Genomic DNA, 16,066 nt, shown 5'->3' with positions numbered 1-16,066 from the left:
AGGAGGCAGTAACTCTGGGAGCGGACCCGATGAGCGTGGCGTATTACGGTGCACCGGACAGCACGAAGGCCAGGAGCGCGCAGGCTGGTGATACGGCTGAGGGTCAGCGGGGGAAGCGCGCTGCCACGGCATTGACTGAGCGGCCCGGAGTCAGTCGCATCGCTCGCACTTGATGTGACGGCTAGTCATATCGCCCTGGAGCAGGCATCTTTCCTCTAGGGTATGCGCCGTGGGGCCGGGCGTGTCGGCAGGCCCCCACACGGGGGGGCGCGCCGTGGACACGTGGGCGGACGAACGGGTCGGCAGCGCCGGGGAACTGCTCGAGCGTGAGGAGGAGCTGGGGGCGCTGCGGGCCGCGATCGACGCGGCGCGGGACGGGGCCGGGACGGTGGTCGTGCTGCAGGGGCCGCCCGGCGTCGGCAAGACGAGACTGCTGGCGGCCGCCGACCACTACGCACGGATGGCAGGACTGCGGGTGCTGGCGGGGCGCGGACGTGAACTGGAGCGCCAGATCGCCCTGGGTGTTGCCGTCGAGCTGCTGTCACCACCGGTGGCCGCGGCGGACGCGCGGGAGCGGGCGCGGCTGCTGACCGGCCTGGCCGCCTTGACCGCCCCGCTGCTGCTGGAGGCCGGTGCCCACGGCATCACGGCCCCCACGCCGACCGCCGACGCCACCCTGCTCGGCCTGTGCTGGTTGACCGCGCACCTGAGCGGCTGGGACCTGCCCGACGGCACGTCACGGCCGGTGCTGCTGGCCGTCGACGACGCGCAGTGGGCGGATGCGGCTTCGCTGCGCTTCCTGGCGATGCTGGCCGACCGGGTCGATGAGCTGGCGCTCACGCTGGTGATCACCGTGCGTGAGGGTGAGGACGGAAGCGGCGAGTCGATGCTGCACAAGCTGGCGGCGCATCCGCACGGTCGGCTACTCACCCCTGCGCCGCTCACGACCGGCGCGGTCAACCTGCTGGTGACCAGCGCCTTTCCAGCCGCGGACGGCGAGCTCGGGGCGGCTGTGGCCCGCGCCAGCGGCGGAAACCCCTTCCTCGTCGGTGAGTTGCTGCGGTCGCTGCGAGCCGACGGCCTCAGCCCCGTGCCAAGCGCCGTGGCAGGCCTGCTGCCCGACACGGTGCTGCGGTCCGTGCTGGCACGGATGGCCCGGCTGCCCGCCGAGGCCGGACGGCTGGCGGCCGCGGTCGCCGTGCTCGGTGACGGCACCCCACTGCGCCGCGCCGCCGCCCACGCCACCCTCGACCTGCCCTCGGCAGAGCGGGCCGCCGACGTGCTCGCCGAGGCGCATCTGCTGCTGCCCGGCAACCCGTTGACGTTCACCCATCCGCTGATCGCCGCCGCCGTCCACGCCGACGTCCCGGCGTTCGAGCGCGCCCGAGCCCACCGACGCGCCGCGGACCTGCTCGCCGCCGACGGCGAGGGCGTCGACCGGGTGGCCGGACATCTGCTGGCCACCGAGCCGGCGGGCGACGCCGCGACGGTGGCCGTGCTGCGCGAGGCGTCCGGGCGCGCGCTGCGCCGCGGCGACCCGGCCGCCGCCGCCCGGCTGCTGCACCGCGCGCTGGCCGAGCCCGCGCGGGAGCGCGGCGAGCTGCTGGTCGAACTGGCTCGGGCGCAGTTGACCGGCGGCGACATGGCCGCGCACGACTCCCTCACCGAGGCGCTCACGCTGCTCGGCAGGGCGGCCCCGCACGAGCGGGCCCAGGCGCTGGGCATGCTGGCCCATGCCTGCCACGCGCGCGGCGACTTTCCGGCGGGGGCCGCCGCCAGCGAGGAGGCCCTTGACCTGCTCCCACCACACGACCCGGTCTGGCAGGGGCTGCTGGCCGACTACCTGACGATCGCGACGTTCTATCCTCCCCTGCTGGCCAAGGCCGATCTCCGGCTGCTCCCGGTGCTCGCGGCAGCACGCGGCGCCAACCCGCCGAGCCGGCCGAGCCTGCTCGCCCACGTCGCCCTGCGGCTCGCCCTGGCCGGGGACCCCGCCTGCGACGTGCGCCGGCTGGCCGACGCCGCGCTGGCCGACGACGTGCTGCCCCCGCCGGCCGGCCACGGAGCGCTGACCGGGATCGTCCTGCACGCCCTGGTCATCTGCGGCGAACTGGACGCCGCCCAGCAGGCCGCGGACGCCGCGGTGACCGCGGCCCGCAGGCGGGGTGATCTGCTGGCCTACGCCAACGCCAACTACCACCGTGCTCTGTCCCGCTACCACCAGGGCGCCCTGGCACCGGCGCTCGCCGACCTCGCGGCAGCCCAGACCGCCCACGCCGCCGGCTGGTCCGCGGGCAACGGCTGGATCGGCTCGCTGCTCGCCCAGTTGCACCTCGAACGCGGTGATCTCGCCGCCGCCCGCGAGGCCCTGCGCCTGGCCGACCAGCACCCCGCAGTCTCCATGGACGCCGCCCTGGTGCTGCACGCCCGCGCCCGGCTCGCACTGGCCGAGCACGACCCGTCGACGGCCTTCGCCGCCGCCCGCGCCGCGGGCCGCCATCTGGAGCAGGACTACCGCATCGACCATCCGGGCCTGCTGCCCTGGCGGACGACGGCTGCGCTCGCCGCGCACCACCTCGGCGACCACAGGCAGGCCCAGGAGCTCGCTGACCAGGCCCTGGACCGTGCCCGGGCCGTCGGCGTCGCGCAGGCTGTCGGCGTGGCGCTGCGCACGGCCGGCACGGTCGCCCGCCCGCGCCCGGACCTCGACCGCCTGGCCGAGGCCGCCGCGGTGCTGCGGGGCACCCCGGCGGCGCTGGAGTACGCGCACAGCCTGGTCGACCTGGGCGCCGCCCTGCGCCGCAGCGGGCAGCGGGACGCCTGCCGGGAGCCGCTGCGGCAGGGCCTCGCCCTCGCGGACGGCATGCACGCCCGTCCGCTCGCCGAGCGGGCCCGCACCGAGCTGCACGGCATCGGCGTGCGCCCGCGCCGGACCGCTGTCGAGGGCGTCGGCGCCCTCACCCCGGCCGAGAGCCGGGTCGCCCTGCTCGCCCTCCACGGCGACAGCAACAGCCAGATCGCCCAGGCGCTCTTCATCACCACCAAGACCGTGGAAACCCACCTGGCCCGCGCCTACCGCAAGCTGGCGATCAGCAACCGCGGACAGCTGCAGGTCGCCTTCGCGCACCACCCGCAGTCGCAGGCCTGACCGGTAGACGCCGGGGCCGGCAAACGTCAGGGTGCCGCCCCCGACGCGCGGCCCGCCCGTCCCCAGCACGCTGTCCAGGTGAGCAACCTCCGACCATGTGCCCGGTTGACCATGGATCTCGACCTGAACGCCGAACCGGTCCAGGGCGTTCTGCGCCATGAATACGGCCCGGACAAGCCGTTCGCCGGATGGGTGGCGCTGATCCGGGCGCTGGAACTCGCCCTGGACGACGAGCGCCGCCACAACGACCAGGGGACCGAAGAAGAAGGGATCTTGTCATGACCGACGACTTCCGCGTGCTGTCCGCCGACACCACCGCTCCGACCGCCTTCGCAGAGACCGGTTCCGACGTGCAGTTCATCGCGGACGGGTCCACCACGAATATCGCGTACTTCTACCTCTCCCCGCTCGGCCCCACCGGAAAGGCACTGACCCAGGCGCTCAAGGCGACCTCGGAGGCTGACTACACGCGGCTGGCGAACCTCTTCGGGGTCACCGTTCCCTGGGACGAGACCATCGGTGCCCCCATCGGTCTCTACCTCATTCCGGGGGACCAGGGAGGGCGCCACATGACCTGCCGCAACCCGCAGATCATGCTGTCCACCTACAGCGGCACCGACCAGGACCTGGTCCGCTTCCTCGCGATCGCAGAGGAGAGCGAAGTGTTCATGGCGGTGCAGGACGTCGGCTGGAACTGCGGCTCCAGCAACGGGGAGGCGCTCTCCCGCGTTCTTGCGACCGACTTCTACCCGGCCGAGCTCAACGCGCCGGGCGTCGCCTACGGATGGGCGACGGCGCACTACTGGCTGGACAGTGATCGGCCCGACTTCGTCAGTGAGAACTTTCCGACCGACAAGGACAACATCTCGCTCGGCTGCGCAGCGCTGTTCATCAACTACCTGCGTTTCCAGCTGGGTCACGAACTCAAGGAGATCATCCAGAAAGGTGGCCCCACGCTCGCGGACACCTACCGCAACCTCACCGGGAAGACGGACGCCTTCGGCCCGTTCAAGCAGCTGATGGACACGTTCTTCCCGCCGGGGCCCGCCTGCGGGCTGCTGACCGACAACCCGTTCCCGCTGGGGCAGTGGGAGTCCCTCAGCGGTGTCCTCGCCCACCCGCCCGCGGTGCTGGCCATGGGGTCCGGGACCATTCAGGTATTCGCCGTGGGCCCGGACTCCGCGCTCTACCGCAACGTCTGGAACAGCCGCTGGCTCGGGTGGGAGCCGCTCCACGGCGCCCTCGTCGGCTCACCCACGGTCCTCTCCCGGGCCCCGGGCCTGATCGACGTGTTCGGCGTGGGCCTCGACAGCGCGGTCTGGCAGTTGTCCTGGGACGGCACGCAGTGGGGCCAGTGGACCTCGCTCGGCGGCCCAGCGTTCTCCGACGTCGCCGCCGTGTCGCTGGGCGCGGATCGCCTGGATCTGCTGATGGTCGGTCAGGACAGCGCTCTGCTGCACAGTTTCTGGGACGGAAGCAAATGGAGCCCCTGGGACAACGGCGGCGGGTTCGTCCTGTCGCGGCCCTCGGTCGTCGCCTGGAACGGCGAGCTGCAGATCGTGGGCCTCGGCGGGAACAGCGACCTGTACCACCTGGTGTACAAGCCTGCTGACGGCTTCATCATCAGGGAGTCACTCAACGACGCCCTGACCTCGGCACCCGTGATCGTCGCCAGGGACCAGAACCAGCTGGACGTCTTCTTCCGCAGCACCGACATGACGCTGCACCACCGGTCGTGGTCCGACGGCTGGGGAGAGCACTCGGTCTCGGTCAGCGGCCCGCTCGCCTCAGAGCCCAGGGCCATCGCCCCCTCCGCGACAGAACTCCGCGCCGTGGCGGTCAGCGCCACGGACCACGCCCTCCTCCGCCTGGTCTGGTCGGACAGCACGGGTACCTGGGCGGCGACCATCTTCGACGACGGCGGGGTAATCTCCTCGGTCCCCGTCCCGCTCTCGGTGCTCCCGAACCTGCTGGACACCTTCGTGGTCGGCATGGACCACGCCATCTGGCACAAGCGCGCCTGTGACAAATGATCACTAGGTGAATGATGCGCTGACATGCATATCTTAGTGATCGTTTCGGGATCTCTTGCCGTGGTACGGCATGGTTCTGACCTGGGTTTTCCTGGGGCAGTTGGGATGCGGGCAAGCTCTGAGGTGCAGGTTTAGTGATCATTTCGGAATGTAGTGATCGGCTCAGGATTTCCTTTTGGCTGCGCGGCCTGGGTGGGTAGGTATGCGCTGGTTAGGGTTGGTCTGGCGAATCGTGGCGGTTACGAGTTCGGCTGCGGGAGCGGATCGGTGCCGGACCGAAAATCCTGCCCGCATGTCAGTGCGTTGTGGCTAACCGGATTTCGTTCGAGGTGTGCGGCGCGGGTGATCATCTGGACAGAGGTACGGGTGCGGTCGCGGGCATGAAAGAACGGGCCCCTTGGTAGTGACGCGGTTACGACACCAGCACGACCAAGGAAGCCCGTTGCCCGATCAGTTGAGCAGTACCACTGTGCCTGCGTCCACTGCGGTCACACCTGGGTGTGACTGCTACGTGCACCGGTTCGGTTCGATCGCTCCGGGGCTGCGGGCAGGCTGCTGTCCCAGTGACATGACGGATGCGGAGTGGGCCGAGGTCCGCTCGGCGATGCCGGTGCCGGCCTGGCTCCTCGAGCTTGGCGGGCGCCCGGAGGCGTACTGCCACCGCGAGATACTCGACGCGGTGCGCTACCTGGTCGACAACGGCGTGAAGTGGACGGCCATGCCGGTCGGCTTCCCGTACTGGCGGGCGGTCTACGACTTCTTCCGCCGCTGGCGGTCCTACGACTACGTGCGTGAACTGCACGAACGCCTGCGCTGCACGGCGAGGGAACGCTCAGGCCGCAACGCCGAACCCAGTGCGGCAATCATCGACAGTCAGTCGGTGGACGCCTCCGAGACCGTCGGCGAGGACAGCCGCGGATACGACGGCGGCAAATCACGTGACGGGCGCAAGCGCCACATCCTGACCGACACCGAGGGCCTGCTCCTCGAAGTCACCGTGACCACGGCCGATGTGCACGACTCCAAGGCCGCCCCCGCGCTGCTGGAGACGTTCATGGACCAGCCGGGCCGGCTGCTGAAGCTGGTGTGGGTCGACAGCGCCTACCAGGGTCCGGCACTGGCGAAGGCGTTCGCCCGCCACGGAGTCCGGATCGAGGTCGTGCGCCGCTGCGACGGACAACGCGGATTTGTCGTCCTGGCCCGCAGGTGGATCGTGGAGCGAACGCTGAGCTGGCTGGCCCGCTCACGCCGCCTCAGCCGCGACCACGAACGCCGCCCCCACCACCACGCCCAGATGGTGTGGTGGGCCGCCGTGATCAGACTGTCCCGGCGCCTGGCCGCAGACGCTCCGCGCTGGCCGGAGAAGCGTCCCGCCCGACTGCTCCGGGCGCGGGCATGAACCGTCCGTCCTCAGCCCGCACCAGCCAGCCCCGCTTCTCCAGCACATGGGCACGGTGCCGGATCTTCTCCACCTCGTTCTTGATCTCCGCCTCCCGGCCCACCGCCCGCGTCAGCTCCACCCCGTTCACCGGCCCCAAAGCGGCCACCACCGCGGCGAACACCTCCCGATACAGGCCGCTGAGCACCTCCTCGCCCATGTCCGACCGCCACCCCGGCGGCCTCTCGCCACCCTCCCTGCGCCAGGGCCGCCCGATCCCACGGCAGCAGCCATCTCACCACCGGACGGCACGGAAACCGGCGTATTCACCGGGCTCTCCCCGGCCAGCACCGACACGAGCTCCTCACGCCCCACCCGGGCCCGCTCGACCCGCTCCCGCGCGGCATCCACCTCCACCTGAGCCTGCTCCAGGACCTCCGTCCAGGACTCCAGATCCTGCCTCGCCCGCGCCTCACGCTGTTCCATCAACCCCAGCACCGACGGCATCGCACCCTCCTCGATCAACAACAAGCCGTCCGCTGCCTGCCCCTACCCCTCCGCGATCATGCCCCGCACACGAAGAAGCCCCTGCTCATCGAACAGGGACTCCCTTTGCCACAACGCACTGAGGCGCCGGGCCGTCAGGTCGCCGGGCTGTCAGAGCACCGGGTCGCCGGGTTGCTGGGCTGCTGCGTCGCTGGCGCGCCAGGCTGCTGAAGCGCCGGGCCGTCAGGTCGCCGGGCCGCCGAGCCCTCGGGTCGCTGAGCCGTCAGGCCACCGCGCCGCGGGCTGCCTGACCGCCAGGTCGCTGGGCTGCTGCGTCGCTGGCGCGCCGGGCTGCTCGCACGCCGGGCTGCTGAGGCACCGGGCCGCCGGGCCGTCGAGCCTCGGGTCGCCGCGCCGTCAGGCCACCGCGCCGCCGGGCTGCCGGAACGCCAGGCCGCCGGCTGCCGGGCCGTCAGATCGCTGGGCTGCTGCATCGCTGGCGCGCCGGGCTGCTCGCACGCCGGGCTGCTGAGGCACCGGACCGCCGGGCCGCCGAGCCCTCGGGTCGCTGAGCCGTCAGGCCACCGCGCCGCCGGCCTGTCGGAACGCCAGGCCGTCGGGCCTGTTGGAGGACCGTGCCGTCGGGCTGCCGGGTCGTCCGTCGGGTCGGCGGGCCGCCGGGGCGGTGGGGTGTGCTGGTCTGGCGACGCGACGCGCCGCGCCGCGCCGCTCGGGCGTCGATCGTGGGGAGGGGACGGGGGCGGGAGTTCGTGTTTCTGGGACGCCCGGCCCCGTCTTCTCCGGTCCTCAGGACATCTGGTCGTGCGTGACCAGCCTCGACCTGGTGAGGATGCCCTCCTCGCCGGCCTCCAGCACATCGTGCACGACACAGCTCGGCGCGATCTCCGGCTTGCCGCCCGGACGGACCGTGACCACCAGCGCGTAGACCGTGGAGCGGATCGTGCCGTCGGGCTGCCACTCCAGGGCGATGTGGTTGAACCAGTGCCGGCGCTGGACCGGATCGTTCTCGAACCGGCGGTGGAACTCGACCAGTTCGGCGACGATGCCCGGCCGGGTGACCGCGGGCGTGGCACCCGGCGAGTGCTGGAAACTGCCGTCCTCCGTGAAGGTCGCGGCGTAGTCCGCGAACCGGCCGGCGTCCAGCGCCTGCATCTGGTGCGCGTAGAAGTGCTGGACCTGCGAGTACAGGTCGGTACGGACCGGGGTGACGGTCATCGGCTCCTCCAGGGCTCCGGGTGCGAACGGCTGATGCCGCACCAACCGTGCCCGGCCCGCCTAGAGGGCAGCTCGAAGGACGGTACGGCGCCCACCGGATCCGCGATTCCACCGTCCGCCCGGCTCCATCCGCCTTCCACCCCGCCTCTAGTCCCGCCGGTCAGTCTCGGTCCGCAGGACGCGCAGGCCCCGCAGGGGGCGGGCCGTCGTCGAGGACGTGCAGGGAGGCAGCATGACGGAGGCAGTGCGGCCGGTGGCATTGGTGACCGGCGCCACCAGCGGGATCGGCCTGGAGATCACCACCCGGCTGGCGAGCCGCGGCGCGAGTGTCTTCATCTGCGCCCGCCGCTCCGAGGAACTGACCGCCGTGGTCAAGGAGTTGCGGGACAAGGGCCTGGAGGTCGACGGAACCGTCTGCGACGTGGCCGACCCCGAGCAGATCCGGGGGTACGTCCGTGCCGCGGTCGAACGGTACGGCCCGGTGGACATCCTCGTGAACAACGCGGGCCGCAGCGGCGGCGGCGCCACCGCCGAGATCCCCGACGAGCTGTGGCTCGACGTGATCAACACCAACCTCAACAGTGTCTTCCTCATGACCAAGGAAGTGCTCAACGCCGGCGGCATGCTGGACCGCGAGCGCGGCCGGATCATCAACATCGCCTCCACCGGCGGCAAGCAGGGAGTCGTCCACGCCGCGCCCTACTCGGCGTCCAAACACGGAGTGGTCGGCTTCTCCAAGGCCCTCGGCCTGGAGCTGGCCCGCACCGGCATCACGGTCAACGCGGTCTGCCCCGGCTTCGTCGAGACGCCGATGGCCGCGCGGGTCCGCGAGCACTACGCGGCCATCTGGGGCGTGGACGAGCAGGAGGCGCACGACCGCATCACCACGCGCGTGCCACTCGGCCGGTACGTGGAGCCCCGCGAGGTGGCCGCCATGGTCGAGTACCTGGTCGGCGACGACGCGGCCGCCGTGACGGCCCAGGCCCTCAACGTCTGCGGCGGACTGGGGAACTACTGATGACCGAGGCACGGGTCGCGCTCGTCACCGGCTCCTCCTCCGGTATCGGCGAGGCCGTCGCCGTCCGCCTCGCCGCCGAGGGGATCCGCGTCGTCGTGAACTCCGCGCGTTCGGTGGAGGCCGGCGAGAAGGTCGCCGCCGCCCTGCCCGACGCGATCTACGTACGGGCCGACGTCTCGGACGAGGCCCAGGCCCGGCACCTCGTCGACTCCGCCGTCGCGCACTACGGGCGGCTCGACATCCTGGTGAACAACGCCGGCGTCTCCCGGCCCGTACCCCACGCCGACCTGGCGGCGGCCACGCCCGACCTCTGGCGGGAGATCCTCGGCCTCAACGTCATCGGCACCTGGCAGACGACGGTCGCCGCGATGCCGCACCTGGCCCGGACCGGCGGTGGATCGGTGGTCAACATCTCCTCGATCGCCGGCAGCCGCCCGGCGGGCAGTTCGATCCCGTACGCCGTCAGCAAGGCGGCGATCGAGCACATGACCCGGCTGCTGGCGAACGCCACCGGGCCCGAGGTCCGCGTCAACGCGGTCGCTCCCGGCCTGGTCGAGACGCCGTGGACGCAGGGCAAGGACTTCTTCGTGCCGATCGCGCGGAAGGTGCGGGAGAGCACGCCGCTGCGCCGGGTGGGCCGGCCCGAGGACGTCGCCGAGGCCGTGCTGGGCCTGGCCGACGCCGCGTACACGACCGGGCAGGTGCTGCTCGTGGACGGCGGCGCACACCTCATCTGACGAGTTCTGCGAAATCCGGGATCCTCCGAGGGAGTTGACGATGCGGCTTGCGGCGAATCTGGTCTACCAGGGCGCGGGCGAACTCGCCCGCGCCGCAGAGACTCTGGACTACGGGCTCGTGCTGGCCCCGGAGGGCTACCGGTCCGACGCGGCCAGCGTGCTGGGCCTGGTGGCGGGCCGGACCGAGCGGATCGGCCTGGCGTCCGCCGTCATGCAGATACCGGCGCGCCCGCCGGGACTCGCCGCGCTCACCGCGGCCACCCTGGACGCGTTGAGCGGCGGCCGGTTCCGGCTGGGCCTCGGGGTGTCCAACCCCGATGTCTCGGACGGCTGGTACGGGGTGCCGTTCGGCCGGCCGCTGGAGCGGACCAGGGAGTACGTCGATATCGTCCGGCAGGCGCTCGGTGGCGGCCCCGTGACCTACCGAGGCCGGCACTTCCAGCTGCCGGCCGACGGCCGTGACGGGGCGCCGCTGCACGTGCTGACCGAGCTGCCCCGGTCCCGGATCCCGGTCTACCTGGCGGCGGTGGGACCCCGCAGTCTGCGGCTCGCGGGTGAGATCGCGGACGGCTGGCTGGGGGTGTTCACTCCGCCCGAGGCGGCGGCCAAGGCCGTCACCGAGATCCGTACGGGCCGGGAGGCGGCCGGGCGGGACATGACCGGCTTCGAGATCCTGCCCAGCCTGCCCGCGTCGGTCGCGGACGACGTGCCCACCGCGGTGGACGCGTTGCGCGGCCAGTACGTCTACCTGCTGGGCATCGGCGACCCGGCGCACAACTTCTACTGCGCACTCGCACGCGAGATGGGCTACGCCGACGAGATCGAGGTCTTCCACGAGCGGCTGGCCGACGGCGACCGGGCCGGTGCGGCGGCCGCGCTGCCGCTGGACTTCATCGACCAGACCTCGCTCGCCGGCCCGGTGCCCCGGCTCGCCGACCGGATGCAGGCGTACGCGGAGGCCGGCGTGACCACCCTGGGCGTCATGGTGTCCGCGGCGGCGACGTCCCTGGACGGGCGGCTGCGGATCCTGCGTGCGGCGGCGGAGGCGCTGGAGATGTCGGGGGTCGGCGACTGACCCGGCGTCGTGGCACGCGCGAACGGACAGCGCCCGGGCGGGGCGTGGGAAACAGGAGGCACGGTGACGTACACACGACACAGCGGTACGGGCGTTTCGACGGACGTCCAGGACGAGTCGGTATTCGTCGACGAGTTCCGGCCCGCGGGACCGGACCGGGAACCGGCCGGGCTGCCGCCGGGGTGGCTCGCCCGTCCCGCGGCCGGGCTGGCCGCCGGGGACGGGATCGCCCGCGTCACTCCGGAGGGCCTGGTCGTGGCGCCGCCGGGCCGCGATCCGGCGACCGGCCGGCCCCGGTTCGCGGCCCCCGCGTCCTCGGACGCCGTGAGCCACCTGCGCTGGGTCGCCTTCGCCGGCACCGCCACCCCACCGGGCTTCGCCCTGCGCGACGGGTCGGTACTCACCGCTCACATGGAACTCGCGGCCGAGATATACGGCCCGGCTGTGCGGGTGCCCGTGGCTGGGCCGGGCACCGGGCCGGTGAGCGGTAGCGGCGTCGCCGACACCCGTGCGGGGATGGGCGGGATGCTCTGCGTGGACCTGGGCTCCGGCCTGGTTCTCGACTTCCTGCTCACCAACGACCGGGTCTGGGTGCTGTACGAGCGGCTCGGCCGGCCCGGCACCGGCCACGGCACCTTCACCTACGAGATCCCGGTCGCCGAGCGTTCGCCGGACCGCCGCCATCAGTGCGCGGTACGGGTCGACCGGGCCCGCGGCACGGCGGTGTGGTCGCTGGACGGCGAGGAGGTCCTCGCGGTGCCGGACCTGGGCCGCCGCCTCCTGTCCCGCTCCGCCCACCTCACCCGGTCGGCCGACGGTCCCGATGAGAGCGTCCGGCCCGACCGACTCGCCCTGGGCATCGGCCTGTTCAGCGAGATCCCGGAGTTCTCCGGTGTACGCGTGACGGTGCGCCGGGCCACCGTGTCGCGCTCCGCCCCCACCCGCTGACACCACGAGACCCGCCCTCCTCCCGTATCGCCGGTGAGGAGGGCGGGTTTCGCGTCGTACCGCCCCTCAGGTCTCCCGCTGTGCCGCCAGCACCGCCTGCGCGTAGGCCGTCGCCGCCGGTTCGAAGCGCAGCACCAAGTGGCTCACCGCCGCGCTGACGTCGCGCCAGCCGCGTTCGAACGGACTTCCCTCGACCTGCGCGGACGTGCCCGCGGCCCTGAACAGCTGGTCCGCCGCGGCCAGCAGCAGCTCCGCGGCGAGCGCGCAGTCCCTGCCCCCGCGCGCGGTCACCAGCGGGTCGAGCGTGCCCGCGTCGGCCGCACGGGCGGTGCGGGCCAGGAGCAGCTCGGCTCCGTCCACCTCCCCGGCGGCGCGGGCCAGCACCCCGTGCCGGAGCGCGTTCTCCGCGAGGCGGGGATCGCCACCGCCGGCCGCCGAGATCCTGGGTGCGGCCCAGCGGGTCCACTCGGCCAGCAGCGCCCTGGTGGCACCCAGCACCGGCGCCGCGAAGGACAGGCCGTTCACCGCTTTCAGCGGCACCCGGGTACAGGTGGCGGGCCCGTCCGGGCACTCGCCGTCCAGTACGGCCGCGCGGGTGCACACCCGGTGGTCCGGGACGTACACGTCGTCCACGGACAGGGTGTTGCTGCCGGTGCCGCGCATCCCGACGGTGAACCAGGTGTCCCGTATCGCGTACGCCTCGCGCGGCAGCGCGAAGTAGCGCGGTACTTCGGCACCGTTCTCCGTGGTCCTGGCGCACACCAGGGCCCAGTCGGAGAAGTCGACGCCGCTGACGTACGACCAGGTGCCGGTCAGTCGCCATCCGCCGGCCGCCCGCTCCGCCCGGCCGAGCGGCATCAGCGCGCCGACCAGCAGCGTGTCCGGGCCGTCGGACCAGATCTCGCCCTGCCCCTGGCGGGGCAGATGCGCGGCCATGCGCGGTACGGTCGCGGCCAGGGCAGCGACCCAGGCGGCGGAGGTGCATCCTTCGCCGACGCGGGCGACCGCGGTCAGCAGGTCGGCGAAGGTGCCCTCGGCACCGCCCCAGCGGGCCGGGACGAAGTGCCGTCCGAACCCCGCGTCCGCGACCGAGCGGACCACGTCGGGGTGGAGCCGCCGCTCTCTGTCGGCGTCGGCGGCGTGCTTGCCCGCCAGCGACGCGAGGTCGCGGGCGCGCTCGGCGAGCGCGGGCGGGGCGGTCGGCGCCATGACTGCTCGGGTCTGTCCGTCGTCGGACATCAGGCACCGTCCCCGCCGACCGGCAGCGATCGCCGGGACGAGGCCGCGGCGGCGATCACGAGGCCGCCGAGCAGGCTGACGTTCTTGAAGAACTCGTTGCGTTGCATGCGCCGTCGCGCCGGGTCCGCCTGGCGCCAGAAGGCGTGCACGGTCAGTGTCGTCGGCACCAGGCAGGCGATCAGAGTGCCGCCGCCGAGCACCGGCGCGATGCCACTGCCCAGGGCCAGTCCGCCGACGACCATGCCGGTGGCGGTCGCCCGGGTGGCGGCCTCGGGCAGCGGAACGCCGTGCTGCCGGGCCAGTTCGGGCAGCGGGCCCGGTTCGCGGAGCACGCCGTAGCCGCCGGCGACGAAGCTCGCCGCCAGCAGTGGCCGGGCCAGTCGGCTGATGAGCTGAGGTCCTTCAGGCATGGGCCGCCTTCTCCTTAGCGTTCAGCGATTCGTCTCTCGGGTCTCGGGTTCACGGGCTCTGTCGCCGGCGCGCCAATCCCTGGGCAAGGCTTCCGGCGAGTTCTCGAAGAGCGCTCGAAGACGGCTCGCACTCCGTGCCGGCGGCTCATCTCAAGTCGGATTCGAGCGGTGGCGGTGACGCTGGCCGCGCGGCGCACCGGCGTTCCGCGGCGCAGCACTCTGGCTATCCGAGGAGACCGCGATGACGGCAGACGACAAGCGATGGATCCTGGTCCTGGGCGCGACCGGCCGCCAGGGCGGCAGCGCCGCCCGGCATCTGCTGGACCGGGGCTGGACGGTGCACGCGTTGGTGCGCGACCCCGACAAGCCCGCCGCCCGTGAACTGGCCGCCAAGGGCGCCGTGTTGGTGCCCGGCGAGTTCGACGACCGCGAGGCGGTGCGGTCGGCCCTGGCCGGCGCCCACGGCCTGTTCACGGTGTTCACCCCGACCCACGGCAACGGCCTGGACGGTGAGGAGCGGCACGCCCGGCTGTTCGCCGAGGAGGCCGGCCGGGCCGGTGTCCGCCACCTCGTGCACAGCTCCGTCGGCGGCGTGGAGAAGCCGGGCGGCGTGGGCTGGCGGGAGACCAAGCTCCGCGCGGAGCAGGCGATCGGCACGGCGGGTGTGCCCACCACATTCCTGCGCCCGGTCTACTTCATGGAGAACTTCCTGGACCTGCCGCCCGAGCCCGACGCGGACGGGACGCTGGTGTTCCGCCGCGCTCTGTATCCGCACACCAAGCTGCAGGTGATCGCCTCCCAGGACATGGGCCACTTCGTCGCCGACGCGTTCGACGACCCGGAGTCCTTCGTGGGGCGCAGCCTGGAGGTCGCCGGCGAGGCGCTGACCGGGCCGGAGATCGCGGACGCCTTCGCGGCGCACACCGGCCGCCCGGCGCGCTACGAGTTCATCCCGCTCGAGGAGCTGGCCAAGAAGGACATCTGGATGGCGAAGACGTTCGAGTGGTTCAACGACATCGGCTACCGGGCCGACATCCCCGCGCTGCGCGCCGCCCACCCGGACCTGCTGACCTTCGCCGACCTCCTGCGCCGCAGCGGCTGGACGCCGCCGAGCAGGTGAGGGGGCGGCAGGTGGAAACGACCGGTTCCGTGGAGACGGCGGCGCAGTCGCGCCGCCCCGCCCTGCCGACCCTCACCGGAATGCGGTTCGTCGCCTCCGGAATGGTCTTCTTCTCGCACGCCTTCTTCATCCTGCTGCCCGCGAGCTGGATCTCGGGCACCGGCCCGGGCTTCTGGTGGAGCGCCGCCGGCTCGACGGGGGTGTCGTTCTTCTTCGTGCTCAGCGGCTTCGTCCTGACCTGGTCGGCGCGGGCGGGCACCGCGGCACGTGCCTTCTGGCGGCGCCGGCTGTGCAAGATCTACCCCACCCATCTGGTGACCGCGCTGGCGGCGGTCGTGCTGATGCTGGGATTCGGCGACGCGTTCACCGCGGGGCAGTTGGTGCCCAACCTGCTGCTCGTGCAGTCCTGGATCCCGAGGTACGACGTCCTCACCGGCATCAACCAGGTGAGCTGGTCGCTCTGCAGCGAGCTGGTGTTCTACGCCGCGTTCCCGTTCCTGCTGCCGCTGGTGAACCGGCTCTCCGCCCGGGCGCTGTGGTGGGGTGCGGCGGGCGCGGTGCTCGCCGTGTGGTGCCTGCCGGTCGTCTCCGCGCTCTTCCTCGACGACGGCCCGCATCTGTCGCCGCGTATGGACTACTCGGTCACGCAGCTGTGGTTCGTGTACTTCTTCCCGCTGGCGCGGGCCTTCGAGTTCGTGCTCGGGATGTTCCTGGCCCGGCTGGTGGTCCTCGGCCGTTGGCTTCCGGTGGGGCTCGGGCCGGCCGCGGTGCTCTTCCTCGCCGGTTACGCCGGCGCGCTGTACGCCCCCGGCCAGTACGGCACGGTCGCCCTGACCATCGTGCCGCTGGCCCTGCTCATCCCGGCCGGTGCGGTCGCCGACCTGAGCGGGCGGTACTCGCCACTGCGCGGGCGGGTGGCCGTCTGGCTGGGCGAGGTGTCCTTCGCGCTCTACATGGTCCATCAGCTGGTGCTCAGTTACGGCACCCGGGCGATCGGGTTCGGCATGGGGCTGTCCGGCTGGCAGGCGGCGGGGCTCAGCCTGCTGTTCCTGGCCGCCTGTCTGCCGGTCGCCTGGCTGCTGCACTCACTGGTCGAGATGCCGGTGATGCGGCGCTGGTCCCGCCCCCGCGGGCCCGCGGCCGTGCCGGGCCCGAGGGAGCGGGGGACGGTGCCGCGGTCCGAGCGGACCGTGGCACCCTCGTCGGACACCGCGTGAGCGGGGCGGCGCGGCCGACGG

The 16,066-nt window shown here is 72.6% G+C and carries 14 protein-coding genes; 10 read left to right on the top strand and 4 right to left on the bottom strand.

Annotated elements, in window-relative coordinates:
- Nucleotides 1-274: 274 nt before the first annotated feature.
- The 4 genes from OH768_RS35765 to OH768_RS35750 all read left to right on the top strand — a co-directional run bounded on the left by OH768_RS35765 (nucleotide 275) and on the right by OH768_RS35750 (nucleotide 6,580).
- Complete coding sequence (locus OH768_RS35765; RefSeq protein ID WP_406460072.1) at nucleotides 275-3,148, top strand: ATP-binding protein; 2,874 nt, start codon at nucleotides 275-277, stop codon at nucleotides 3,146-3,148.
- Nucleotides 3,149-3,259: 111 nt separating this feature from the next.
- Nucleotides 3,260-3,430, top strand: a complete 171-nt coding sequence (locus OH768_RS35760; RefSeq protein WP_406460071.1) for a hypothetical protein — start codon at nucleotides 3,260-3,262, stop codon at nucleotides 3,428-3,430.
- Nucleotides 3,427-5,181: a hypothetical protein gene (locus tag OH768_RS35755; protein ID WP_406460070.1), complete on the top strand. Its 1,755-nt coding sequence runs from the start codon at nucleotides 3,427-3,429 to the stop codon at nucleotides 5,179-5,181. The genes OH768_RS35760 and OH768_RS35755 overlap by 4 nt, the downstream gene beginning before the upstream one ends.
- Nucleotides 5,182-5,749: 568 nt before the next feature.
- A complete protein-coding gene (locus OH768_RS35750) occupies nucleotides 5,750-6,580 on the top strand; it encodes an IS5 family transposase (RefSeq protein WP_406460069.1) in 831 nt (276 codons plus the stop codon).
- Here OH768_RS35750 and OH768_RS35745 read toward each other — a convergent pair.
- Together OH768_RS35745 and OH768_RS35740 are read right to left on the bottom strand one after the other, a co-directional pair.
- Nucleotides 6,498-6,779, bottom strand: a complete 282-nt coding sequence (locus tag OH768_RS35745) for a hypothetical protein (RefSeq protein WP_406460068.1) — start codon at nucleotides 6,777-6,779, stop codon at nucleotides 6,498-6,500. The genes OH768_RS35750 and OH768_RS35745 overlap by 83 nt on opposite strands.
- A gap of 1,073 nt (nucleotides 6,780-7,852) precedes the next feature.
- Nucleotides 7,853-8,281, bottom strand: a complete 429-nt coding sequence (locus OH768_RS35740; protein ID WP_406460067.1) for a nuclear transport factor 2 family protein — start codon at nucleotides 8,279-8,281, stop codon at nucleotides 7,853-7,855.
- A gap of 232 nt (nucleotides 8,282-8,513) precedes the next feature.
- Here OH768_RS35740 and OH768_RS35735 point away from each other — a divergent pair, with 232 nt between their 5' ends.
- From OH768_RS35735 to OH768_RS35720, 4 genes are all read left to right on the top strand, one after another.
- Entirely contained in the window at nucleotides 8,514-9,299 is a 786-nt protein-coding gene (locus OH768_RS35735; protein WP_406460066.1) for a 3-oxoacyl-ACP reductase, read from the top strand.
- Nucleotides 9,299-10,036, top strand: a complete 738-nt coding sequence (locus OH768_RS35730; RefSeq protein WP_406460065.1) for an SDR family NAD(P)-dependent oxidoreductase — start codon at nucleotides 9,299-9,301, stop codon at nucleotides 10,034-10,036. The genes OH768_RS35735 and OH768_RS35730 overlap by 1 nt, the downstream gene beginning before the upstream one ends.
- A 40-nt stretch (nucleotides 10,037-10,076) precedes the next feature.
- The gene (locus tag OH768_RS35725) at nucleotides 10,077-11,111 is read left to right on the top strand and encodes an LLM class flavin-dependent oxidoreductase (protein ID WP_406460064.1); all 1,035 of its coding nucleotides are present in this window, start codon (nucleotides 10,077-10,079) and stop codon (nucleotides 11,109-11,111) included.
- Between the two features lie 63 nt (nucleotides 11,112-11,174).
- Nucleotides 11,175-12,059: a DUF6081 family protein gene (locus OH768_RS35720; protein ID WP_406460063.1), complete on the top strand. Its 885-nt coding sequence runs from the start codon at nucleotides 11,175-11,177 to the stop codon at nucleotides 12,057-12,059.
- 66 nt (nucleotides 12,060-12,125) lie between these two features.
- Here OH768_RS35720 and OH768_RS35715 read toward each other — a convergent pair whose 3' ends face one another.
- Together OH768_RS35715 and OH768_RS35710 are read right to left on the bottom strand one after the other, a co-directional pair.
- On the bottom strand, nucleotides 12,126-13,298 hold the full coding sequence (locus tag OH768_RS35715) for an acyl-CoA dehydrogenase family protein (RefSeq protein WP_406460062.1): 1,173 nt from the start codon (nucleotides 13,296-13,298) through the stop codon (nucleotides 12,126-12,128).
- Entirely contained in the window at nucleotides 13,298-13,708 is a 411-nt protein-coding gene (locus OH768_RS35710; RefSeq protein WP_406460061.1) for a DoxX family protein, read from the bottom strand. The genes OH768_RS35715 and OH768_RS35710 overlap by 1 nt, the downstream gene beginning before the upstream one ends.
- A 241-nt stretch (nucleotides 13,709-13,949) precedes the next feature.
- Between OH768_RS35710 and OH768_RS35705 the strand changes: the two genes are divergently transcribed.
- Nucleotides 13,950-14,828: an NmrA/HSCARG family protein gene (locus OH768_RS35705; protein WP_406460060.1), complete on the top strand. Its 879-nt coding sequence runs from the start codon at nucleotides 13,950-13,952 to the stop codon at nucleotides 14,826-14,828.
- 11 nt (nucleotides 14,829-14,839) lie between these two features.
- Entirely contained in the window at nucleotides 14,840-16,045 is a 1,206-nt protein-coding gene (locus OH768_RS35700) for an acyltransferase family protein (protein WP_406460059.1), read from the top strand.
- The last annotated feature ends 21 nt before the right edge of the window (nucleotides 16,046-16,066 follow it).

Origin of the sequence: Streptomyces sp. NBC_01622 (assembly GCF_045209635.1) — a bacterium.
Lineage (GTDB): Bacteria > Actinomycetota > Actinomycetes > Streptomycetales > Streptomycetaceae > Streptomyces.
Note: the sequence above shows the minus strand (reverse complement) of the source record. Positions and strands in the feature narration are given on the sequence as shown.

Bases quoted from the DNA above. Each gene is read 5' to 3' on its own strand.
- OH768_RS35760 (WP_406460071.1), top strand. From the start codon at position 3,260: ATGGATCTCGACCTGAACGCCGAACCGGTCCAGGGCGTTCTGCGCCAT.
- OH768_RS35755 (WP_406460070.1), top strand. From the start codon at position 3,427: ATGACCGACGACTTCCGCGTGCTGTCCGCCGACACCACCGCTCCGACC.
- OH768_RS35750 (WP_406460069.1), top strand. From the start codon at position 5,750: ATGACGGATGCGGAGTGGGCCGAGGTCCGCTCGGCGATGCCGGTGCCG.
- OH768_RS35745 (WP_406460068.1), bottom strand. From the start codon at position 6,779: ATGGGCGAGGAGGTGCTCAGCGGCCTGTATCGGGAGGTGTTCGCCGCG.
- OH768_RS35740 (WP_406460067.1), bottom strand. From the start codon at position 8,281: ATGACCGTCACCCCGGTCCGTACCGACCTGTACTCGCAGGTCCAGCAC.
- OH768_RS35735 (WP_406460066.1), top strand. From the start codon at position 8,514: ATGACGGAGGCAGTGCGGCCGGTGGCATTGGTGACCGGCGCCACCAGC.
- OH768_RS35730 (WP_406460065.1), top strand. From the start codon at position 9,299: ATGACCGAGGCACGGGTCGCGCTCGTCACCGGCTCCTCCTCCGGTATC.
- OH768_RS35725 (WP_406460064.1), top strand. From the start codon at position 10,077: ATGCGGCTTGCGGCGAATCTGGTCTACCAGGGCGCGGGCGAACTCGCC.
- OH768_RS35715 (WP_406460062.1), bottom strand. From the start codon at position 13,298: ATGTCCGACGACGGACAGACCCGAGCAGTCATGGCGCCGACCGCCCCG.
- OH768_RS35710 (WP_406460061.1), bottom strand. From the start codon at position 13,708: ATGCCTGAAGGACCTCAGCTCATCAGCCGACTGGCCCGGCCACTGCTG.
- OH768_RS35705 (WP_406460060.1), top strand. From the start codon at position 13,950: ATGACGGCAGACGACAAGCGATGGATCCTGGTCCTGGGCGCGACCGGC.